The sequence below is a fragment of the Streptomyces sp. WMMC940 genome (genome assembly GCF_027460265.1).
In the GTDB taxonomy this organism is placed as follows: domain Bacteria; phylum Actinomycetota; class Actinomycetes; order Streptomycetales; family Streptomycetaceae; genus Streptomyces.
The window spans coordinates 4,630,001-4,652,061 of the sequence record NZ_JAPZBC010000001.1 but is presented as its reverse complement, the minus strand read 5'-3'; the positions used below and the strand labels follow the sequence as shown (position 1 = coordinate 4,652,061).

Below are 22,061 nucleotides of genomic sequence, written 5' to 3'. Positions count from 1 at the left end.
CGCCCGTGGGGCCGGACACCCTCCGGTGCCCGGCCCCACGGCTTCACTCCCGCGGTGTCACTTCTTGCGGCGGCGTCCCGCGCTCTTCTGCGCCTTGCGGCGCTCCGCGCGCGTCATGCCGTCCGACTCGGAACGGGCCGCGTCGCCGTTGGTGAAGTCGCCCTCGACGATGCCGCCCTCTCCGTCGACCGTCGGCGCCGAGAAGTGCAGCCGGTCCGGACGCTGCGGGGCGTCCAGGCCCTTCGCCCGGATCTCGGGACGGCCGGCGCCGGCGGGCACCGCGTCCTCCTTCGCCGGCGCGGTCCTCTCGGCGGAGTCCTGGACGGGGATCTCCTCGACCTGCTGCTCGACCTGGACCTCCAGGTTGAACAGGTAGCCGACGGACTCCTCCTTGATGCCGTCCATCATCGCGGTGAACATGTCGAAGCCCTCGCGCTGGTACTCCACGAGCGGGTCCTTCTGCGCCATCGCGCGCAGGCCGATGCCCTCCTGGAGGTAGTCCATCTCGTAGAGGTGCTCGCGCCACTTGCGGTCCAGGACGGACAGCACCACGCGCCGCTCCAGCTCGCGCATGATGTCCGAGCCGAGCTGCTTCTCGCGCTCGTCGTACTGCTCGTGGATGTCGTCCTTGATCGTCTCGCCGATGAACTCGGCGGTGACACCGGCCCGGTCGCCCGCGGCGTCCTCGAGCTCCTCGACGGTCACCTTCACCGGGTAGAGCTGCTTGAAGGCGCCCCACAGCCGGTCCAGGTCCCACTCCTCCGCGAAGCCCTCGACGGTCTCGGCCTGGATGTACGCGTCGATCGTGTCGTCCATGAAGTGGCGGATCTGCTCGTGCAGGTCCTCGCCCTCCAGCACGCGGCGGCGCTCGGCGTAGATGACCTTGCGCTGCCGGTTGAGCACGTCGTCGTACTTCAGGACGTTCTTCCGCGTCTCGAAGTTCTGCTGCTCGACCTGGGACTGGGCGGACGCGATCGCGCGCGTCACCATCTTGTTCTCGATCGGGACGTCGTCCGGAACGTTGGCCATGGCCATGACGCGCTCGACCATCTGCGCCTTGAACAGGCGCATCAGGTCGTCACCGAGGGAGAGGTAGAAGCGGGACTCGCCCGGGTCTCCCTGACGGCCGGACCGACCGCGCAGCTGATTGTCGATACGCCGCGACTCGTGCCGCTCGGTGCCGAGGACGTACAGCCCGCCGAGGGACTTGACCTCCTCGAACTCCTCCTTGACCTCGAGCTCGGCCTTCTCCAGCGCGGACGGGAGCGCCGCGGCCCACTCCTCGACGTGCTCCACCGGGTCCAGGCCCTGCCCGCGCAGCTCCGCCTCGGCGAGATCGTCGGGGTTGCCGCCGAGCTTGATGTCCGTACCGCGGCCGGCCATGTTCGTGGCGACCGTCACGGCGCCCTTGCGGCCGGCCTGGGCCACGATCACGGCCTCGCGCTCGTGGTGCTTGGCGTTGAGGACCTCGTGCTGGATGCCGCGCTTGAGCAGCTGCTGCGAGAGGTACTCCGACTTCTCGACGGAGGTGGTGCCGACGAGGATCGGCTGCCCCTTGCGGTGCTTCTCCTCGATGTCGTCCACCACGGCGGCGAACTTGGCCACCTCGGTGCGGTAGATCAGGTCCGACTGGTCCTTGCGGACCATGGGCCGGTTCGTCGGGATCGGCACGACGCCCAGCTTGTAGATCTGGTGGAACTCGGCTGCCTCGGTCATGGCCGTACCGGTCATGCCGGAGAGCTTGTTGTAGAGGAGGAAGAAGTTCTGCAGGGTGATCGTGGCGAGCGTCTGGTTCTCGTCCTTGATGTCCACCCCTTCCTTCGCCTCGATCGCCTGGTGCATGCCCTCGTTGTAGCGGCGGCCGGCGAGGATACGGCCGGTGTGCTCGTCGACGATCATGACTTCGCCGTCGATGACGACGTAGTCCTTGTCCTTCTTGAACAGTTCCTTGGCCTTGATGGCGTTGTTCAGGTAACCGACCAGCGGGGTGTTCACCGACTCGTAGAGGTTGTCGATGCCCAGCCAGTCCTCGACCTTCGAGACGCCGGACTCATGGATGCCGACGGTCCGCTTCTTCTCGTCGACCTCGTAGTCGCCGGTCTCCTCGATGCCCTTCAGCGGGTTGCCCGGCTCACCGCGGTTCAGGCGCTTCACCAGCTTGGCGAAGTCGCCGTACCACTTGGTGGCCTGGTCGGCGGGGCCGGAGATGATCAGCGGCGTACGGGCCTCGTCGACGAGGATGGAGTCGACCTCGTCGACGATCGCGAAGTTGTGTCCGCGCTGGACGAGCTCCTCCTTGGACCAGGCCATGTTGTCGCGGAGGTAGTCGAAGCCGAACTCGTTGTTCGTGCCGTACGTGATGTCGCACCCGTACTGCTCGCGGCGCTGCGCGGGCGTCATGTTGGCGAGGATGCAGCCGACGCTCAGACCGAGGAACCGGTGCACGCGGCCCATCATCTCGGAGTCGCGCTCGGCCAGGTAGTCGTTGACCGTGATCAGGTGCACGCCCTTGCCGGACAGCGCGTTCAGATACGCCGGGAGCGTACCGACGAGGGTCTTGCCCTCACCGGTCTTCATCTCCGCGACGTAGCCCAGGTGGAGCGCGGCGCCACCCATCAGCTGGACGTCGTAGTGACGCTGGCCGAGAACGCGCTTGGCGGCCTCACGGACGGTGGCGAACGCCTCGGGCAGCAGGTCGTCCAGGCTCTCGCCGTCGGCGAAGCGCTCCTTGTACTCGTCGGTGAGGGCCCGCAACTCGGCGTCGGAGAGGTTGACGAAGTCTTCCTCGATGGAGTTGACCTGGTCCGCGATGCGGTGCAGTTTGCGCAGGATCTTGCCTTCGCCTGCACGCATGAGCTTGTTGAAGACGGACACTGAGGTTGGTCTCCTTGCCGGTCGGGCCTGGCACTGGGTCGTATGGACACTGGCACGGGCACGGCAGGTGGTCCCCACCGCATCGGCCATCGTAAGCGAGGACGGTGCCACGCCGGGAGAGCCGCAGTGCCCCGGGGACGGCTGCCGCGTGTCTGGAGAACGTGCGGGGGACCCGGAAAGTGCCGCTGATCTCGAAAAGTGTTCGCACGACCGACGGAGAGTGACCAGAATTTTGGTCATGGAGCCCATCACCCTCACCACCGACCGGCTGCGGCTGAGCCCCTTCACCCCGGGTGACGCCGAAGAGGTCCGCGCCGCATGTCAGGACCCCGACATCCAGCGCTGGATCCCGGTCCCCTCGCCGTACGAACTGCGGCACGCCGAGGAGTTCATCCAGGTCACCGTGCCCGCGGGCTGGCGCGACGACAGCGAGTACACCCTGTCCGTGCGTCCACGCGAAGGCGGCGCCCTGATCGCCTCCACCAGCCTGCACCACCCGCGCTCGGGCTCCTGGGAGATCGGCTTCTGGACGGCCAAGGAGCACCGCGGCCGTGGCTACGCGACCGAGGTGACGCTCGCCATGGCCCGCTGGGCCTTCGCACGGCTGGACTGCACCCGGCTGGAGTGGCGCGCCGAGGTGGGCAACACGGGCTCGCGCGCCGTCGCCGAGAAGGCCGGGTTCACCGTCGAGGGCGTCCAGCGCGCGGGATCCCACGGCCGCGGCACCCTGCGGGACTGCTGGGTCGCCTCGCTGCTCCCCTCGGACCTGGGGCTGCCGTGCCCCGTCCCCTATCTGCCGGCGAGGGCGTGAGGTACGACACCGGGTGCCCGCAAACACTGAGACGCGCAGGACGCCGCCCCGGTCGGCCTCCGCGGGGGCCTGGCCGGAATCCGGCGGAGCACGGCGACTGTCGGTGGCGCCCTCTAAGGTGCGGGGCATGAACACCGCGCCGCCCGCAGTTGCCGAGCTGTCCGCCGATGAGGCCCGCCGTATCGCGCTGCGGGCCCAGGGGTTCCTCGGCGCCCCCGACCGCAGGAGCGGTGTGCGGGGCGTCCTGCGCCACCTGGGCGCCGTGCAGCTCGACACCATCTCCGTGCTGGCGCGCTCGCACGAGCTGATTCCGTACGCCCGGCTGGGCGCCGTCGGCCGCAAGACCGTCGAGCGTGCCTACTGGACCGACGGCCACGCCTTCGAGTACTGGTCGCACGCGGCCTGCATACTCCCCGTCGAGGAGTGGCCCCACTTCGCGTTCCGCCGCCGCGCCTACCGCGCCCGTCCGCAGTGGTACCACGAACTGCCGGACGGGGCGTACGAGCGGGTGGTCGACCAGCTGCGCGACGAGGGCCCGTTGACCGCCACCGAACTGGGCGGAGCGAAGAACGGCGGCCCGTGGTGGGACTGGTCGGAGGCCAAGGTCGCCGTCGAGCGGGCGCTGATGTACGGGGAGGTGGTGTGCACGGAGCGGCGCGGCTGGAAGCGGGTGTACGACCTCGCCGAGCGGGCCGTGCCCGATGCCGTCCTCCACGACGATCTGGACGACCGGGAGTGCCTGCGCCGGCTGGTGCTGCTGGCGGGACGGTCGCTGGGGGTGGGCACCCGCGCGGACATCGCCGACTACCACCGGCTGAAGGGCGAGCAGTTCGACGCGGTGGTCGAGGACTCCGGACTCGTGCCGGTCCGTGTCGAGGGCTGGGACAAGCCGGCGTGGGCCGACCCGGAGGCACTCGCGACGGAACCGCGAGGCCGCCACCGCACGACGCTGCTGTCGCCGTTCGACTCGCTGATCTGGGAGCGGGCGCGCACCGAGCGGATCTTCGGCTTCACCCATCGCCTGGAGGCGTACGTCCCGAGGCAGAAGCGGGTGCACGGCTACTTCGCGATGCCGCTGCTGTCCGGCGGGCGGCTGCTGGGGCGGGTCGACCCCGCGCGTGAGGGGACGACTCTGGTCGCCAGGCAGGTCTCGCTGGAGACGCCGAAAGCGGTCCGGCCGATGGCTCAGGCGCTGCTGGAGGCGGCTCAGTGGGTCGGCTGCGACACGGTCCGTGTGGAGCGGGTCGACCGCCCGGAGTTGGCGGCGCCCCTGGCCGCCGCCCTCGGCTGAGCCGGCGCTGCCTGCGGATTCCGAGGGCCGCTCTAGCGGATCTCGAGGATCTTCTCGCGCATGGCGTAGACCACCGCTTCCATCCTGGAGTGCAGCTGGAGCTTCTCCAGGATGTTGCGGACGTGGTTCTTCACCGTGTTCTCGGAGATGAACAACTCCTTGGCGATGTCGCGGTTGTTCATGCCCGTCGCCACCAGCTTGAGGACCTCCAGCTCCCGGTCGGTCAGCCGGGGGGCGGGCACCAGGCGGCGCTCGTCGGTGCGCTGGATCATCGACTTGAACTCGGTGAGCAGCTTGGACGCCATGGACGGGCTGATCTGCGACTGCCCGTCGGCCACCGCGCGGATCGCCGTGGCCACCTCGTCGGTGGAGATCTCCTTGAGGAGGTAGCCGGTCGCACCGGCCTTGATCGCCTCATAGAGGTCGGCCTCCTCGTCGCTGATCGTCAGCATGATGATCTTCGCGCTGGGGGCGACCTCCTTGATGGAGGTGCAGGCCTCGATGCCACCGCGCTTCGGCATCCGTACGTCCATGAGGACGATGTCGGGCAGCAGATCGGCGGCCTTGTCGACGGCCTCCGCGCCGTCCCCGGCCTCCCCGACCACCTGGATGTCCTCCTCCTGGGCGAGGACGATCTCCAGTCCCCGGCGGAAGAGGGCGTGGTCGTCCACGACGAGCACCCGGATCGGCTCCTTACGGGACACGTCCTGTGTGCCGTCCGCGCCGCCCGTGGCACCGGCGTCCCCCGCCTGGTGCACCGGGCCGAAGCTGTCCGCCATCGTTCCTCCCCCTGAGGCCGTGGCCTGCGTTGGTCTGCGTTCCGCCAACCGCAGTCCACAGCGCACCGGTTGGCTCGGGTCGCCATGATTCCATGCCCGTGCGCCGGTGTGGCGATCCCTCGGTGGCACAAGGATGCCCCTGGGGGCGCACAGGGCGCTCCCAGGGGCACCGTCACATGACGGGATCAGCCGCCGAGCGCACCACCGGCGCCGCTCGACTCGCTTCCGGCGAGGGGGTCGGTCCTCAGGTGGATGACGCCGTAGTCGTAGGCGTGCCGCCGGTAGACGACACTGGGCTCCTTGGTCTCGGAGTCGACGAAGAGATAGAAGTCGTGCCCGACCAACTCCATTTCGTAGAGCGCCTGGTCGAGCGTCATCGGGGCAGCGACGTGGTTCTTCTCCCGGACCACCAGGGGTCCTTCGCCCTGCACCTCGAGCGAGCCCATCCGGGTGGTGGGAATGGCTTCCGGCGATTCCGCGGTCACGGGTTCGCCGCTCCCGTTCAACTGGGCCACGCCCGGAACGACGTCGGCGACCTCCGCTGCCGACAGCCGCCCGTTGCCCCTGCGTGTGTGGCGCTTGTCGTGCTGCTTGCGCAGCCGAGCCTCCAGCTTCGCCGTGGCCAGGTCGAGCGCTGCGTACGGGTCGCCTGCCGCTGCTTCCGCCCGGATCACCGGGCCGCGTGAAAGAAGTGTGATCTCCACGCGGTCGGAACGGTCGGCCTGCCGCGGGTTGTGCTCCTTGGACACCTCGACGTCGAGGCTGATCACCTTGCCGTCGAGCTTCTGGATCTTGTCCAGCTTCAGCTTCTCGGCCACGTGCTTGCGGAACCGCTCGGGCACCTCGGTCTTGCGGCCCTTGACGACGATGTCCACGCAGAACTCCGTTCCCGGATCACTCCGCTGTTCAATTGCGGAGCATCTCCCTTTTGCACCAGGCTCCGGTGAGCACCGGAGCCTCGGACTTGGCGACTTTCACCTCCTCCTCCCCCATGGGCAAGATCGCCACCCCACCGATGTCAAAGATCTGGGTTACTTCAAGAACACCTGACCGCAACTCGGCCATGTATTCGCTGAAGGAGAGCGCTCACCGTGCCTCACCACCGAACATAGCTCGCCGGGCCCCCTGTCGGCACCCGCTACCAGCGCGTACGTCCATTCGTGGCCGTTCCTGCTCTCGCTACCTGCAACGTTGCAAGCCCCCTGTCGGTTCCGGCTCGTTTCGCCGGCTCGTTTCGAGTGACAGAGGCGGAGCGGCGATGACTGCGGCACTCATTCGGGTGTATTCGGAAAGGTCTCCGGAGAACGCGGCACGCAGTGCCCGCGCCGCTTCGGCCAGCGAGGCTCCGGTGGTCATCACATCGTCCACCAGTACCGCTCCACGCGCCTCGAGAACCCGCCCGGCCCACGGGGCCACCTCCAGCGCCCCGGTGATGTTCTCGAGGCGCTCCGGGGCCGTGAGACCCGACTGGTCGGACACCCGCCGGCTCTGGCGCAGCGCCGGGAGGGCCCGGGCGTACGTCCCCGCGCGCCGCAGTGCCACGGCCGCCGCCACGGCGATCCGCCGTGCCGGGTCGTGCCCACGTGCCCGCACCGTCCGGCGGGCCGACGGCACCGGTACCAGCAGCAGCGGCCCCCGCGCACCTCCGCCGCGCGGCGACGCGGCGCGGACGGCCCTCGCGAGCGCGGCACCGAGCGGACGGGCCAGAGCCAGCGCGCCCCGCTCCTTGTGGGCCAGCAGCACGGACCGCACCGCGCCCTCGTACCGCGCCGCGGCGAACACCACCGGCAGTCCCGAGGGCTCCGGGCACGGCCGCGCCCGCGCCGGCGGCCCCGCCAGCCGCTCCGCGCACTCCTCGCACAGGGCCGTACGGGCATGTCCGCAGCCCGCGCACACCGCGGGCAGCACCAGCCCCGAGATCTCGCGCCACCACCACCTCATGGCCTCCACTGTGCCCTGCCGCGGGCAAGGGCGGGCCAGGGCTGTGGACAACCGGGCCGACCTGTGGAGAACCGGCGCGCCGAGTGGGAGGGACCGGCCCACCGGGGACGGGGAGGGCGGGGAATCCGATCCCGCCGAACCACGACGAGGCCAGGGGGCCCGCCGCTCCGGGCCGTACGGGCCCGGCCCCGTACGGCCCGGGCGACCGGCCGGTGACCACGGCCCGGCCCCCACCCACGCCCACGCCGGACAGCCTGACGAAGCCGGGGCCCGCGCCCGGTCGCCGCAGGAGGCCGACGAGCTCAGGCGCTCAGCCCGGGTAGACCGGCCACGTCCCCTTCTCGACCATCGTCTGCCAGTTGGCGTTCGGCATCAGCCGCACCAGCCCGTCGTCAGAGACCGCCACCAGGAGTTGCTCCTCGTCCTCCGTGGCCGCCACCGCCGACACCTTGTTGAGGCCCGGAAGACCGCCCGCCGGTGTGAGGGAGCCGTCCGTCTGGATGTAGCGCACCTGCTGCACACCGCCGGCCTCCTTGCCGACCACCACGAGACGACTCGGCCCGGCCCAGGACAGGGCGGTCACCGACTCCAGCCGCGGCGCCGCCGCCCGCAGCGCCACCACGGACACCGTGGTCGTTCCCGCTGCGTCCGTGTTCCGCTCGATCCGACCGATCTCCAGGGTGCTCCTGCCGTCCTTGGACAGGAGGAGCGCCATGCGCACACCGTCGGCCGACACCCGCAGCGACTCGATCCGCGCGCCGTCGAGTCCGTCGACCGTGACCTTCTGCGCCGGACCCTTGCCGCCGGCGAAGCGCAGCAGCCGCGGGTCGGCGGGGTCCCGATCGGCGACCCACAGGTCGTTGCGGTCCCAGCTGGGCGCCGAGAGCCGGTCCGCGGCCCGGGGAGCGGCGCTCTGGGCCAGCGGAGCTGCCAGGGCCTCGTCCGAGACGATCGACGCCGCGTACAGGGACTTGCCGTCCTGCGAGACCGCCGCCGCCCGGTGGAGACTGCGTGCCACGGCGACCGTGCCGATCTTCAGCTGACCGTCGCCGAACGGCCCTCGGACCATGGTCTTGTCTATGTTCTTCGGCTTGGTCCCCACCACGGCCATCCGGTGGTCGCTGTCGACGAAGTACACGTTGGGGCTGGGCGAGAGCCTCTCCAGGGCGTACGCGTCCGCCTGGTCGGCCGTCAGTACGCACAGCGGGGAGCCGTCGGCCCGCTGGAGCTGCACCTGCTCGACGCGGGGTGCCGCCAGCTCCCTCAAGGTGAGCAGCATCTGTGTCGCCATCCGCTTGCACACCGTTCCGCCGACGTTCGACGCCTTGTCGTTGAGCGGCACCTTCAGCTCGTCCTGGTCGTCGGGGGTCAGGGAAGTGACGCCCTTCTTCAGACCCGCGCCCGTGGGGAACGGCGAGTCCACGACCGGCACCAGCCAGGGCGCGGGGCCCTCGAACAGCGCCGAGATCGTCTGGGTCACCGGATCCATCCGGGTCACCGGATCCTGCCGCTGGCGGATGTACACCGGGTCCGCGACCACCGTGTTCTGCCCCGACACCCAGTAGTACTTGTTCACCGACAGGTGATTGCGCAGGAAGTCGCTCTCCCCGAGCACGAGGCCCTGGGGAGCGGCGTCGATGCGCCACTCCTTGCCCTTGCCGTCCGGGGTGTTCTGCCGCACCAGCCGCAGCGCTCCCCCGTACTGCGTGGGCACGACCGACTTGTACTCGTGGTGGTCGACCGTCGCGATCAGCTCGCCCGACAGCGCGTAGGTCAGCTCCTCGCCCTCGTCACGGCCGGGCGGGGCCGCCGACTCGGGGGCCTCGGTCAGCACGGTCGTGAGCGACTCGGGCCGCCACTTCTTGGTCCACCGCTTGGTGAGGTACTTCCGGGCCGTCGCGTAGCTCGGATCGTCACTGGTCATGGCCTCCAGGAAGCCGTCGACGATCTCCTGGGGCCTGGCGCCGTCGCGGGGCGGGACGGCGTACACGCGCACCTGCGAGTCCGGCCCCTGGGTGGCCCTCACCTGCTCCACGTCGCCGCTGTCCGGCATCGACGCGCAACCGGCCAGCACGAATCCGGCGCAGACGAGCAGCGCCGTGCCTCGTGTGGCGCGTCCGTGGCCGTACCGACGCCCCTCAGCGCCCACGAGTGGTGTCCTCCCGCTCGGAAACCTGTCCCGGGACCGCTTCCGCCGTCCCTCCGTCACCCGTCCGCTCCGGCGCCGGGCGGGCCACCACCCGAGCGCCGCTGCCGGGCAACGCCGCCGGGTCCACCGCCGCCGACGGCGGAGTGTGCGGCGGCACCGCGGGCCGGCCCGGTATCGCCAGGCCCGGACGGTGCCCACCGGCCTGCGACGGCACCGTCGACAGCCGCAGCGCCCGGTCGTTCGCCGCGTCGGCGGCGGCGCGCTCACGGGCGCGCCGGGAGTCCTCGGGCTCCAGCGGTATCGGCGACCCCCGCAGCGGCTCGTCCGCCGTACGCGGCAGGGTCAGCCTGAACTGCGAGCCACCGCCCGGCTCGCCCCATGCCTGCAGCCAGCCGCCGTGCAGCCGCGCGTCCTCCACGGCGATGGACAGACCCAGGCCGGTTCCGCCCGTGGTGCGCGCCCGTGCCGGATCGGCCCGCCAGAAGCGGTTGAACACCCGGGTCGCCTCGCCGGGCTTGAGTCCCACCCCGTAGTCCCTCACGGCCACGGCGACCGCGCCGCCGGCGGACGCCATCCGCACGACCACGTCGCGGCCCTCGCCGTGCTCGACGGCGTTGACGACGAGGTTGCGCAGCACACGCTCGATGCGCCGGGCGTCGGCCTCCGCAACCACCGGCTGATCGTCCCCGACGATCCGGATCCGGCTGCCCTTGCGCTCCGCCAGCGGCTCGGCGCCGCCGATCACCCGGTGGACCACCTCACGCAGGTCTATCGCCTCGGCCTCGAGGGCCGCCGCGCCCGCGTCGAACCTGCTGATCTCCAGCAGGTCTGCCAGCAGCGACTCGAACCGGTCCAGCTGGTCGGCCAGCAGTTCGGCGGAGCGCGCCGTCGCCGGATCGAAGTCGCTTCGCGCCTCGTGGATGAGGTCCGCGGCCATCCGCACCGTCGTCAGCGGCGTACGCAGCTCGTGCGACACGTCCGAGACGAAGCGGCGCTGCATCCGCGACAGCTCCTCCAACTGCTGGATCTTGTGCTGCAGGTTCTGCGCCATCTTGTTGAACGCCTCACCGAGCCGGGCGATGTCGTCCTCGCCGGTGACCTTCATACGCTCCTGGAGCCGTCCGGCGGACAGGCGCTCGGCGATGCCCGCGGCCATCCGGACGGGTGTGACGACCTGCCGCACCACCAGCCACGCGATCGCCCCGAGCAGGACCACCACGAACAGCCCCGCGGTCGCCAGCGTGCCCTTGACCAGGCTCAGCGACTCCTCCTCCTGCGTGAGCGGGAAGAGGTAGTACAGCTCGTACGAATAGCCCGCGACGTCGTTGAGCCGCTTGCCGACGACCAGGCCGGCCTCGGGTTCCTTCGGAACCGAGTACTTGATCTTGACGTAGGTCTGGAACGTGCCCGCCCCCTGCGCGACCGAGTTGCGCAGGGCCTGGGGAACGCTCGTCACGTCCACGTCCCCGGACGCCCTCGGCGCCCGGCTCGTCCCGGCGTCGTCCGAGTCCGGACTCAGCGCCACCACGTGGTACGCGCCCTGACCGCCACTGGCCAGCTGCTTCACCAGCTCGGACCGCCAGTTCACGGAGCTGCGGCTGGGCCTGCCGTCGGTCGCGTCACCGTCCTGGCCGTCGAGCGCCGAGGCCCCGCTCGCCTTCTCCTGCGCGGCCGCGAAACCACCCGCGGCCTGACTCAGGGCGGCCTGTTCCTTGGCGTCCAGGAGTCCGTTGCGGACCTGGCCGATGACGACGAGGCCGAGCAGCAGCACGACGCCCAGCGACATCAGCAGAGTGCCCGCGACCACGCGGAGCTGGATGTTCCGGCGCCACAGCCGGACGGCCGGCAGCAGCGGACGCCTGATCCAGCGCACGACGAGCCGGAGCACCGGCCCGCCCGGTGCCCCGTCCGGCAGCAGCCGCCCACCGGGGAAGAGACGGCCGAGACGTGAAGACCCGTGCCCGGGCCCGGCAGCCCGCCCCGTACGGACTCCCGGCCCCCCGGGCTTCGGAGCAGCGCTGCCCACGGACATGTCAGCTCGGTCCGGCCTTGTAGCCGACGCCACGGACGGTCACGACGATCTCCGGCCGCTCCGGGTCCTTCTCGACCTTGGAGCGCAGCCGCTGCACATGCACATTCACCAGACGGGTGTCCGCCGCGTGACGGTAGCCCCACACCTGCTCGAGCAGCACCTCGCGCGTGAACACCTGCCACGGCTTGCGGGCGAGCGCCACGAGCAGATCGAACTCGAGCGGGGTGAGCGCGATCGACTGACCGTCGCGCTTCACGGAGTGCCCGGCCACATCGATGACCAGGTCGCCGATCGCGAGCTGCTCGGGCGCGGGCTCCTCGGACCTCCGCAGCCTGGCCCGGATACGGGCCACCAGCTCCTTCGGCTTGAACGGCTTGACGATGTAGTCGTCGGCACCGGACTCCAGCCCGACCACCACGTCGACGGTGTCACTCTTGGCCGTGAGCATGACGATCGGCACACCCGACTCCGCCCGGATGAGCCGGCACACCTCGATGCCGTCCCGGCCCGGCAGCATGAGATCGAGCAGCACGAGGTCCGGCTTGGTCTCCCGGAAAGCGGCGAGTGCCTTGTCGCCGTCCGCTACGAACGACGGCTCGAACCCTTCACCACGCAGCACGATGCCGAGCATCTCGGCCAGTGCGGTGTCGTCGTCGACGACAAGGACGCGTCCCTTCATATTCGACATCATCCCATTAGCTAATCGTTACCTGGCGTGACCTGGAACACAGCTCGGCGATCCCGGCCCCGGTGACCGGGGAGACAACCCCTTCCTCCGTGACGATCGCGGTCATGAGTTCCGGCGGCGTCACATCGAACGCGGGGTTGTACGCCTGGGTCCCCACCGGTGCGACCGGTACCCCAAGGGCACCGGAGGACGCCTCCGATATGCGCGGCACGGGTACGCCTGTGACACCGGTCACCCTCTCGGGCGGCACGGGCAGCTCCGACACCTCCTGCCCGGGCCGCTGCTCCACCTCGATCGACGCGCCGTCGGGCGTCGCCGGATCCACGGTCGTGGTCGGCGCCACCACGATGAACGGCACATGGTGGTACCGGGCGAGGACGGCGAGCGGATAGCTGCCCACCTTGTTGGCCACGGAGCCGTCCGCGGCGATCCGGTCGGCACCGACCAGCACGGCGTCGACCTCTCCCGCCGCGAACAGCGATCCGGCCGCGTTGTCCGTGAGCAAGGTGTACGCCATGCCGTTCCGGGCCGCCTCGTACGCGGTCAGTCGCGCGCCCTGCAGCAGCGGCCGGGTCTCGTCCACCCACAGTCTGCGCAGCCGGCCCGCCCGGTGCGCGGCGAGCGCCACCGCGAACGCCGTGCCCTCACCGCCGGAGACCAGCCGCCCGGTGTTGCAGTGGGTCAGGATCCGATGGCTGCCGCCGGGCAGCAGCTCGTCCAGCAGCGCGAGCCCGTGCCGCGCCATCCGCTCGCTCGCCTCGGCGTCCTCGCGGTGCAGCTGCCGCGCCTCGGCCAGCACGACGGCGGCCGCCCGCTCCACGTCCGCGCCCCTGCCGACCGCCGTCTCGTACGCACCAGCGGCCCGCCGCACCCCGTAGCCGAGGTTCACGGCGGTGGGCCGCGCCGCCTCCAGCAGCGCTGCCGCCTCCGCCACGTCATAGCCCCGTGTCGCGGCCAGCGCGACCCCGTAGGCCCCGGCGATCCCCAGCAGCGGCGCACCGCGCACGGCCAGCGTCCGGATCGCCTCCACCAGGGCCGGGACGTCGGTGCACACCAACTCGGCCTCTTCGGCCGGCAATCTGCGCTGGTCCAGCAGAACCAGCACCGGGCCTTCCGGGCGCTCGTCCCAACGCAGCGAGTCGAGCCCGGGGGGCTGTTCGCCGTCGAGGGTTTGTACGTACTGATCAGCCATCCGCCCAGTCTGCCCGCTGACGCACGCACAATGAAGGAGAGAACGAGATCCACTGCCCGGCCCACCCGCGGCCGGTGCGTGGCACGATGGCTGCCAGCCTCCCGCCCAGACGTGCGGGCAGGCGCCGTGACCCAGCCGGCTCGCCGAGCCGGCCCCGCGACACATCCACGAGGTGGACGACCGTGAACGACACTCCGGGCTGGGCCTCGCCCGGATCCTCCCCGTCCGACGACCGGGGTGCCGGAGCGCCCGCCCCCGCCTCCGCTCCCGACGTCTCCTCGAAGTGGTCCAAGGAGCAGCCGCCCGAGGGCCAGTGGGCCCCGCCGACCGGACCCGGCGGCGGACCCGTGCCCCCGCAGACCGGCGGACCGGGCTGGGGCGGCGCACCGCAGCGAGGCGGCTGGGGGCAGCCGCCGGCCGCGAAGCCCGGAGTGATCCCGCTGCGCCCGCTCGGAGTCGGCGAGATCCTCGACGGCGCGGTGTCCACGCTGCGCGCCCACTGGCGCACGGTCCTGGGCATCACGATCACGGTCTCCGTCATCACTCAGATCTGCGACATCCTCGTCCAGCGCTATCTCGTCCCGCAGCCGCCCGCGGTGGATCCGAACGCCACTCCGGAGGAAGCCCTGAGCCAGCTGGGGGACCAGCTCAACGCGACGCTCGTGGGCACGGCACCGGTCATGGCGATCACTCTGATCGCCACGCTCTTCACCACCGCCCTGCTGACCGTGGTCATCAGCCGCTCGGTGCTGGGCCGCGACGTCACGCTGTCCGACGCGTGGCGCGAGGCGCGACCGCGACTGCCCCAACTCCTCGGTCTCACCCTGCTGCTGCCGCTGATCGCCGCCGCTGTGCTCGGCCTGGGACTGCTGCCGGGCCTGCTCCTCGGCTCCGAGGGCGGCGCCGTCCTCGCCGCACTCGGCGGGATCGCCGGCGCGGTCGTCGCCGTCTGGCTGATGGTCCGGTTCGCACTCGCCTCGCCCGCCCTCATGCTGGAACGGCAGGGGGTCGTCCAGTCGATGCGCCGCTCGGCGAAGCTGGTGCGCGGGGCATGGTGGCGGGTCTTCGGCATCCTGATGCTCACGATGCTGCTGACCTTCCTGGTGTCCTTGATCATCGCCATCCCGTTCGGCCTGATCGCCTACGCCGTCGACGGCGAGGGACTCAGCGGACTGTTCTCGGGCAGTACACCGGAGTTCGGCTGGCCCTTCCTGATCATCACCGGCATCGGCGCGGTGATCGCCTCGTCCATCACCTATCCGATCTCGGCGGGCGTCACCGTGCTCCTCTACGTGGACCAGCGCATCCGCCGCGAGGCTCTCGACCTCGAACTGGCCAGGGCAGCGGGCGTCAACGACCACGGCTCTGCACCGGGCGACGACACCCCCAGGAGCTGACGCCGTGTCCGTCACGGGGGGAACGACCAGGACGTGGCTTCGGGTCCACGCCGACGACGACGTGCCCGTGGAGCTCCCTCGCGTCCCCGCGAGGGAGGCGGCCGAACGCGAGCTGTCCGAGCCGATGTACCACGAGAACGACCCCAACCTGGTCGAGCGCGCCCTCAACCGCTTCTGGGAGTGGCTCGCCGACGTGCTCGACACCGCGGCGGGAGCCTCACCCGGCGGCCCGCTCGGACTCGCCGTCATCGCCCTTCTCGTCGCCGCCCTGATCGCCGCGCTGTGGTGGCGGCTGGGCACCCCGCACCGCACCCTCACCACCGGGGACGCGCTCTTCGACGACCGCCCCCGCAGCGCCGCCGAGCACCGGGCGACCGCCGAGACGCACGCCGCCGCGGGACGCTGGAACCAGGCGGTCCAGGAACGGATGCGCGCCATCGTCCGCTCCCTCGAGGAACGCGCTCTGCTCGAGCCCCGCCCCGGCCGTACCGCCGACGAGGCCGCCGCGGAAGCCGGACGCACTCTGCCCGGCCACACCGACGCGCTGCGCTCGGCGTCCCGTACCTTCGACGACGTCACATACGGCGGACGCACCGCCGACCAGCAGGCGTACACACGTCTGCGGGACCTCGACACCGAACTGGGGCGCACCAAGCCGGATCTGACGGCCACGGTCCGGGGGGGCACCGGATGACCGGGGCCACGACCGGCACCACCGCGGTGTCCCCGACCACCCACCAGATCTGGATCCGCAGCCGGGGAATCCTGCTCGCGCTCGTGGTCCTCATCGTGGCCGGTTTCGTCATCGCGGTCATCCGCTCCGACGGCGGCCACGGCCGCCTCGACCCGCGCTCCACCGACCCCTCCGGCAGCCGCGCCGTCGCCGAACTGCTCAAGGACCGAGGCGTCACCACTCGCGTGGTCACCACCCTGGCCGAAGCCACCGCCGCGACGGGCCCCGACACCACCCTGCTGGTCGCCGGACCCGACCTGCTGAGCGGCAGTCAACAGGACATCCTGCGCATGGCGATGGCCTCCTCCGGCGGCCGTTCCGTCCTCGTCGCCCCCGGCCCCGTCTCCGTCGGCACCCTCGCCCCCGGCGCCTCGGCCGACACACCCGCCCCGGTCGCCGCGCGTGAGCCGCGGTGCACCTTCCCGGCAGCCCGGCGAGCCGGGAGCGCCGACCTCGGCGGCGAGCGCTACTCGACCGACAACACCCTCGGCAGCGACTCCTGCTACCTCGTCGACGGACTGCCGACGCTGCTCCGGACCGACGCTCCCGGAACCGGCGACACCATCCTCCTCGGCGCCCCCGACATCCTCTACAACGAACGCCTCGGCAAGGAGGGCAACGCCTCGCTCGCCCTCCAACTGCTCGGTTCCCGCCCTCATCTGGTCTGGTACCTCCCTTCCCTCTCCGATGGATCGGCCGCCGGAGACGACGGCACCCGCGACGGGCGCGGGGAGGGCGAAACCGGCATCGGCCGGCTCATCCCTTCCGGATGGCTCTGGGCCACCCTTCAGCTCGCCGTCGCCGCCGCGCTCGCCGCCGTTTGGCGTGCTCGCCGGCTCGGGCCGCTCGTCAGCGAACGGCTGCCCGTGGCCGTCCGTGCCTCCGAGTCCACCGAGGGCCGTGCCCGTCTCTACCGCAAGGCGAACGCCCGCGACCGCGCCGCCTCCACCCTCCGCCAGGCCACCCGGACCCGGCTCGCCCCCCTCCTGGGCGTCACCCTCGCGGACGCCCATTCACCCGACCTCCTCCTCCCGGCTGTCTCGACACATCTGCGCGACAGCGACCGCGAGCTCCGGACTCTGCTCTTCGGACCGGCCCCTGCCGACGACGCCGGACTCATCCGCCTGGCTGACCAACTGGACTCCCTCGAACGAGAGGTACGCACTTCATGAGCGCCCCGCCCCCCGAGACCGCCGAGCACTCGGACGACGCACGCGCCTCGCTGGAGGCTCTGCGCACCGAGATCGCGAAGGCCGTGGTCGGCCAGGACTCCGCGGTCACCGGACTGGTCGTGGCCCTGCTCTGCCGTGGCCATGTCCTCCTCGAGGGAGTGCCCGGCGTCGCCAAGACCCTCCTCGTGCGGGCTCTGGCCGCTTCGCTCGAACTGGACACCAAGCGGGTCCAGTTCACTCCGGACCTCATGCCCAGTGATGTCACCGGCTCCCTGATCTATGACACGCGGACCGCGGAGTTCTCCTTCCAGCCGGGTCCGGTCTTCACCAACCTCCTGCTCGCCGACGAGATCAACAGGACACCACCGAAGACCCAGTCATCACTTCTGGAAGCCATGGAGGAGCGCCAGGTCACCGTCGACGGCACGCCCCGCCCTCTCCCTGAGCCGTTCCTGGTGGCCGCGACTCAGAACCCGGTCGAGTACGAGGGCACATACCCCCTGCCCGAAGCACAGCTCGACCGCTTTCTGCTGAAGCTGACCGTGCCGCTGCCGTCACGCGACGACGAGATCAACGTCCTGGCCAGGCACGCCGAGGGCTTCAACCCGCGCGATCTGCAGGCCGCCGGACTCCGCCCCGTCGCCACCCCCGCCGACCTGGAAGCCGCCCGAACGGCCGTCGCCAAGACCTCGGTCTCCGCCGAGATCGCGGGCTATGTCGTCGATATCTGCCGTGCCACCCGAGACTCCCCCTCACTCACCCTCGGCGTCTCTCCCCGAGGCGCCACCGCCCTGCTCTCCACAGCGCGGGCCTGGGCCTGGCTCACCGGCCGCGACTACGTCATCCCCGACGACGTGAAGGCCCTCGCCCTGCCCACCCTCCGTCATCGCATCCAGCTCCGGCCGGAAGCCGAGATGGAAGGCGTCACGGCGGACTCGGTCATCACCGCCATCCTCGCCCACGTCCCCGTCCCCCGCTGAGGCGGTGCGCCATGGTCCTCACCGGACGAGCGGCACTCCTCGCCGCTCTCGGCTCCATCCCTGTCGGGCTCCTCGAACCCAGCTGGACGGGGATGCTGGCCGTAAACGCACCACTCTCAGTAGCAATTCTGTGCGACTACGCCTTGGCCGCACCAGTCCGAACCGTCCAGTTCACCCGAACCGGTGATTCGTCAGTTCGACTCGGCAAGAGCGCGGAAGTGCAGCTCACGGTAACCAACGACTCCTCCCGGCGGCTGCGGGCCCGCCTGCGCGACGCCTGGCCACCGAGCAGCTGGCTCCCAGGAACCGAACATGCCGCCTCACGACACACGGTGACCGTACCGGCCGGCGAGCGCCGCCGTCTCGCGACGGTCCTCCGCCCCACCCGCCGCGGTGACCACCACGCCGAGCTCGTCACGGTCCGTTCCTATGGACCGCTCGGCCTCGCCGCCCGCCAGGCGAACCACCGGGTGCCCTGGACGGTCCGCGTCCTGCCGCCCTTCTCGAGCCGCAAACACCTGCCGTCCCGACTGGCCCGCCTCCGCGAACTCGACGGTCGGACCAGCGTGCTGATCCGCGGGGAGGGCACCGAGTTCGACAGCCTCCGCGAGTACGTCCCGGGGGACGACACCCGCTCCATCGACTGGCGCGCCACCGCACGGCAGAGGACGGTCGCCGTCCGCACCTGGCGGCCGGAACGGGATCGGCACATCCTGATCGTGCTGGACACGGGCCGGACCGCGGCCGGAAGGGTGGGCAACGTCCCTCGTCTGGACGCGGCCATGGACTCCGCTCTCCTCCTCACCGCGCTCGCCACCCGCGCGGGTGACCGTGTGGACCTGCTGGCCTACGACCGCCGCGTCCGCGCCCAGGTACAGGGCAGATCAGCCGGGGAAATCCTGCCGGCCATGGTCGACGCCATGGCACCCCTGGAACCTGAGTTGGTGGAGACGGACGCCCGTGGCCTCAGCGCGGCGACACTCAGGCACGCCCCCCGGCGCTCTCTCGTCGTACTGCTGACCAGCCTGGACGCCGCCCCCGTCGAAGAGGGCCTCCTGCCGGTGCTGCCGCAGCTCACGCAGCGCCACACGGTGATGGTCGCCTCGGTCGCGGATCCGCACATCGAGAAAATGTCGGGCGGGCGCGGCAACCTGGACGCGGTGTACGAGGCCGTCGCCGGCACCCAGGCCCAGCAGCAGCGCCGCCGCACGGCGGAACAACTCCAGCGCCACGGCGTGACCGTGGTCGACACCACTCCGGAGAACCTCGCACCGGCTCTGGCCGACGCCTACCTGGCGCTCAAGGCAGCGGGACGTCTCTAGTGGTCTGACCGCGCAGGTGCGCAGGATCCGCGGTCGCGGCGGTTGAGTGTGCTGTGATGTCCGACCCGATCCCGGAAGGCGCGGTGGCTGGGGCCTTGTCCGTGTGCGCAGGCTGACCGACCGGGAGGGGGCAGAGGTTCCAGCATCGTGCGTCGCAGGGACTCCGGCTCGGTGCGCTACCGGCACCCGGTGCCCGCCGGCCTCGGCCGACGGGCACCGGGTGCCGGTGATCGCGCAGCTGGTGCACGCCGACGCCGGACACCATCGAAGAGCCTCTGCGACCCCGGGTCCTCGCGCGGCGGCGTCATGAACTGGACCGACATCACCTGTTCAAATTCCGTTGACGTCGCTGTCCCGGTCCTCGAAGGAGCCGGGACCGCGGAGGCGGGATCAGCCCCGGAACGCGAAAAAGCCTCAACCCCCGGGTTTTCACCCGGGGGTTGAGGCTTCAAGATTTGTTCGGCGGTGTCCTACTCTCCCACAGGGTCCCCCCTGCAGTACCATCGGCGCTGAAAGGCTTAGCTTCCGGGTTCGGAATGTAACCGGGCGTTTCCCTGACGCTATGACCACCGAAACTCTATGAAGATGTCGAACCCGACCGACCATCCACATGGTCCCGGCATGTTCGTTACTTCAGAACTGACACAGTGGACGCGAGCAACTGAGGACAAGCCCTCGGCCTATTAGTACCGGTCAACTCCACCAGTCACCTGGCTTCCATATCCGGCCTATCAACCCAGTCGTCTACTGGGAGCCTTACCCCATCAAGTGGGTGGGAGTCCTCATCTCGAAGCAGGCTTCCCGCTTAGATGCTTTCAGCGGTTATCCCTCCCGAACGTAGCCAACCAGCCATGCCCTTGGCAGGACAACTGGCACACCAGAGGTTCGTCCGTCCCGGTCCTCTCGTACTAGGGACAGCCCTTCTCAAGACTCCTACGCGCACAGCGGATAGGGACCGAACTGTCTCACGACGTTCTAAACCCAGCTCGCGTACCGCTTTAATGGGCGAACAGCCCAACCCTTGGGACCGACTCCAGCCCCAGGATGCGACGAGCCGACATCGAGGTGCCAAACCATCCCGTCGATATGGACTCTTGGGGAAGATCAGCCTGTTATCCCCGGGGTACCTTTTATCCGTTGAGCGACGGCGCTTCCACAAGCCACCGCCGGATCACTAGTCCCGACTTTCGTCCCTGCTCGACCCGTCGGTCTCACAGTCAAGCTCCCTTGTGCACTTACACTCAACACCTGATTGCCAACCAGGCTGAGGGAACCTTTGGGCGCCTCCGTTACCCTTTGGGAGGCAACCGCCCCAGTTAAACTACCCATCAGACACTGTCCCTGATCCGGATCACGGACCCAGGTTAGACATCCAGCACGACCAGAGTGGTATTTCAACGACGACTCCACCTGAACTGGCGTCCAAGCTTCACAGTCTCCCACCTATCCTACACAAGCCGAACCGAACACCAATATCAAACTGTAGTAAAGGTCCCGGGGTCTTTCCGTCCTGCTGCGCGAAACGAGCATCTTTACTCGTAGTGCAATTTCACCGGGCCTATGGTTGAGACAGTCGAGAAGTCGTTACGCCATTCGTGCAGGTCGGAACTTACCCGACAAGGAATTTCGCTACCTTAGGATGGTTATAGTTACCACCGCCGTTTACTGGCGCTTAAGTTCTCAGCTTCGCCCCACCGAAATGGAGCTAACCGGTCCCCTTAACGTTCCAGCACCGGGCAGGCGTCAGTCCGTATACATCGCCTTACGGCTTCGCACGGACCTGTGTTTTTAGTAAACAGTCGCTTCTCGCTGGTCTCTGCGGCCACACCCAGCTCACACTGCAAGAGTGATCACCAGACGTGGCCCCCCTTCTCCCGAAGTTACGGGGGCATTTTGCCGAGTTCCTTAACCATAGTTCACCCGAACGCCTCGGTATTCTCTACCTGACCACCTGAGTCGGTTTAGGGTACGGGCCGCCATGAAACTCGCTAGAGGCTTTTCTCGACAGCATAGGATCATCCACTTCACCACAATCGGCTCGGCATCAGGTCTCAGACACATGTCACGCGGATTTGCCTACGCGACGTCCTACACCCTTACCCCGGGACAACCACCGCCCGGGCTGGACTACCTTCCTGCGTCACCCCATCACTTACCTACTACCACCTTGGGTCAGCGGCTCCACCACTCCGACCTCGTCCGAAGACTCAGCCGACGGCTTCACGGCCTTAGCATTAATGGGCTCGATACTGGGCGTTTCAAAGCGGGTACCGGAATATCAACCGGTTGTCCATCGACTACGCCTGTCGGCCTCGCCTTAGGTCCCGACTTACCCTGGGCAGATCAGCTTGACCCAGGAACCCTTAGTCAATCGGCGCACACGTTTCCCACGTGTGTATCGCTACTCATGCCTGCATTCTCACTCGTGAACCGTCCACAACTCGCTTCCACGGCTGCTTCACCCGGCACACGACGCTCCCCTACCCATCACGATCCCCGTTGGGGGTACATATCGCAATGACACGACTTCGGCGGTACGCTTGAGCCCCGCTACATTGTCGGCGCGGAATCACTTGACCAGTGAGCTATTACGCACTCTTTCAAGGGTGGCTGCTTCTAAGCCAACCTCCTGGTTGTCTCTGCGACTCCACATCCTTTCCCACTTAGCGTACGCTTAGGGGCCTTAGTCGATGCTCTGGG

The 22,061-nt window shown here is 69.6% G+C and carries 15 protein-coding genes and 2 rRNA genes (1 of these 17 cut by a window edge); 7 read left to right on the top strand and 10 right to left on the bottom strand.

Translation table 11 applies throughout. The features are described from left to right. Positions 1–57: 57 nt before the first annotated feature. The gene (secA, locus tag O7595_RS20450; RefSeq protein ID WP_269730099.1) at positions 58–2,874 is read right to left on the bottom strand and encodes a preprotein translocase subunit SecA; all 2,817 of its coding nucleotides are present in this window, start codon (positions 2,872–2,874) and stop codon (positions 58–60) included. A gap of 238 nt (positions 2,875–3,112) precedes the next feature. Between secA and O7595_RS20445 the strand changes: the two genes are divergently transcribed. After that, positions 3,113–3,685, top strand: a complete 573-nt coding sequence (locus O7595_RS20445) for a GNAT family N-acetyltransferase (RefSeq protein ID WP_269730098.1) — start codon at positions 3,113–3,115, stop codon at positions 3,683–3,685. Between the two features lie 127 nt (positions 3,686–3,812). Continuing rightward, positions 3,813–4,976: a winged helix-turn-helix domain-containing protein gene (locus O7595_RS20440; RefSeq protein ID WP_269730097.1), complete on the top strand. Its 1,164-nt coding sequence runs from the start codon at positions 3,813–3,815 to the stop codon at positions 4,974–4,976. A gap of 32 nt (positions 4,977–5,008) precedes the next feature. Here O7595_RS20440 and O7595_RS20435 read toward each other — a convergent pair whose 3' ends face one another. The 7 genes from O7595_RS20435 to mtnA form a co-directional block, all read right to left on the bottom strand. Then, entirely contained in the window at positions 5,009–5,755 is a 747-nt protein-coding gene (locus O7595_RS20435) for a response regulator (protein ID WP_138054922.1), read from the bottom strand. A gap of 185 nt (positions 5,756–5,940) precedes the next feature. Beyond that, on the bottom strand, positions 5,941–6,630 hold the full coding sequence (gene hpf, locus O7595_RS20430; RefSeq protein WP_332328204.1) for a ribosome hibernation-promoting factor, HPF/YfiA family: 690 nt from the start codon (positions 6,628–6,630) through the stop codon (positions 5,941–5,943). Positions 6,631–6,934: 304 nt separating this feature from the next. Beyond that, positions 6,935–7,696, bottom strand: coding sequence for a ComF family protein (locus O7595_RS20425; RefSeq protein ID WP_269730096.1), 762 nt, complete (start codon positions 7,694–7,696; stop codon positions 6,935–6,937). A gap of 310 nt (positions 7,697–8,006) precedes the next feature. Continuing rightward, positions 8,007–9,845 (bottom strand): LpqB family beta-propeller domain-containing protein, encoded by a 1,839-nt coding sequence (locus tag O7595_RS20420; RefSeq protein ID WP_269730095.1) that lies wholly within the window; start codon positions 9,843–9,845, stop codon positions 8,007–8,009. After that, positions 9,835–11,877, bottom strand: a complete 2,043-nt coding sequence (gene mtrB, locus O7595_RS20415) for an MtrAB system histidine kinase MtrB (RefSeq protein ID WP_269730094.1) — start codon at positions 11,875–11,877, stop codon at positions 9,835–9,837. The genes O7595_RS20420 and mtrB overlap by 11 nt, the downstream gene beginning before the upstream one ends. Before the next feature lies 1 nt (position 11,878). Then, positions 11,879–12,568, bottom strand: coding sequence for a two-component system response regulator MtrA (mtrA, locus tag O7595_RS20410; protein WP_269730093.1), 690 nt, complete (start codon positions 12,566–12,568; stop codon positions 11,879–11,881). A 4-nt stretch (positions 12,569–12,572) separates the two neighbouring features. After that, entirely contained in the window at positions 12,573–13,757 is a 1,185-nt protein-coding gene (gene mtnA / locus O7595_RS20405; RefSeq protein ID WP_269730092.1) for an S-methyl-5-thioribose-1-phosphate isomerase, read from the bottom strand. Positions 13,758–13,939: 182 nt separating this feature from the next. Here mtnA and O7595_RS20400 point away from each other — a divergent pair, with 182 nt between their 5' ends. Genes O7595_RS20400 through O7595_RS20380 form a run of 5 tightly spaced genes read left to right on the top strand, consistent with a single transcriptional unit; the run spans position 13,940 to position 19,361 of the window. Continuing rightward, positions 13,940–15,154, top strand: coding sequence for a DUF7544 domain-containing protein (locus O7595_RS20400; protein ID WP_269730091.1), 1,215 nt, complete (start codon positions 13,940–13,942; stop codon positions 15,152–15,154). 4 nt (positions 15,155–15,158) lie between these two features. After that, complete coding sequence (locus O7595_RS20395; protein ID WP_269730090.1) at positions 15,159–15,848, top strand: DUF4129 domain-containing protein; 690 nt, start codon at positions 15,159–15,161, stop codon at positions 15,846–15,848. Beyond that, positions 15,845–17,059, top strand: a complete 1,215-nt coding sequence (locus O7595_RS20390) for a DUF4350 domain-containing protein (RefSeq protein WP_269730089.1) — start codon at positions 15,845–15,847, stop codon at positions 17,057–17,059. The genes O7595_RS20395 and O7595_RS20390 overlap by 4 nt, the downstream gene beginning before the upstream one ends. Beyond that, entirely contained in the window at positions 17,056–18,039 is a 984-nt protein-coding gene (locus tag O7595_RS20385; protein WP_269730088.1) for an AAA family ATPase, read from the top strand. Before O7595_RS20390 ends, O7595_RS20385 begins: the two co-directional genes overlap by 4 nt. Positions 18,040–18,050: 11 nt before the next feature. Continuing rightward, on the top strand, positions 18,051–19,361 hold the full coding sequence (locus O7595_RS20380; protein ID WP_269730087.1) for a DUF58 domain-containing protein: 1,311 nt from the start codon (positions 18,051–18,053) through the stop codon (positions 19,359–19,361). 457 nt (positions 19,362–19,818) lie between these two features. Here the strand turns inward: O7595_RS20380 and rrf are convergent. Both rrf and O7595_RS20370 read right to left on the bottom strand, forming a co-directional pair. Beyond that, positions 19,819–19,935, bottom strand: a 5S ribosomal RNA gene (gene rrf, locus O7595_RS20375). An 89-nt stretch (positions 19,936–20,024) separates the two neighbouring features. Beyond that, positions 20,025–22,061: ribosomal RNA gene (locus O7595_RS20370) — 23S ribosomal RNA — on the bottom strand; it runs 1,086 nt beyond the window's last position.

What these genes read in the sequence shown, in the direction of transcription:
- O7595_RS20445 (WP_269730098.1), top strand. Translation starts at nt 3,113, where the DNA reads ATGGAGCCCATCACCCTCACCACCGACCGGCTGCGGCTGAGCCCCTTC.
- O7595_RS20440 (WP_269730097.1), top strand. Translation starts at nt 3,813, where the DNA reads ATGAACACCGCGCCGCCCGCAGTTGCCGAGCTGTCCGCCGATGAGGCC.
- O7595_RS20435 (WP_138054922.1), bottom strand. Translation starts at nt 5,755, where the DNA reads ATGGCGGACAGCTTCGGCCCGGTGCACCAGGCGGGGGACGCCGGTGCC.
- O7595_RS20425 (WP_269730096.1), bottom strand. Translation starts at nt 7,696, where the DNA reads ATGAGGTGGTGGTGGCGCGAGATCTCGGGGCTGGTGCTGCCCGCGGTG.
- mtrB (WP_269730094.1), bottom strand. Translation starts at nt 11,877, where the DNA reads ATGTCCGTGGGCAGCGCTGCTCCGAAGCCCGGGGGGCCGGGAGTCCGT.
- mtrA (WP_269730093.1), bottom strand. Translation starts at nt 12,568, where the DNA reads ATGATGTCGAATATGAAGGGACGCGTCCTTGTCGTCGACGACGACACC.
- mtnA (WP_269730092.1), bottom strand. Translation starts at nt 13,757, where the DNA reads ATGGCTGATCAGTACGTACAAACCCTCGACGGCGAACAGCCCCCCGGG.
- O7595_RS20390 (WP_269730089.1), top strand. Translation starts at nt 15,845, where the DNA reads ATGACCGGGGCCACGACCGGCACCACCGCGGTGTCCCCGACCACCCAC.
- O7595_RS20385 (WP_269730088.1), top strand. Translation starts at nt 17,056, where the DNA reads ATGAGCGCCCCGCCCCCCGAGACCGCCGAGCACTCGGACGACGCACGC.
- O7595_RS20380 (WP_269730087.1), top strand. Translation starts at nt 18,051, where the DNA reads ATGGTCCTCACCGGACGAGCGGCACTCCTCGCCGCTCTCGGCTCCATC.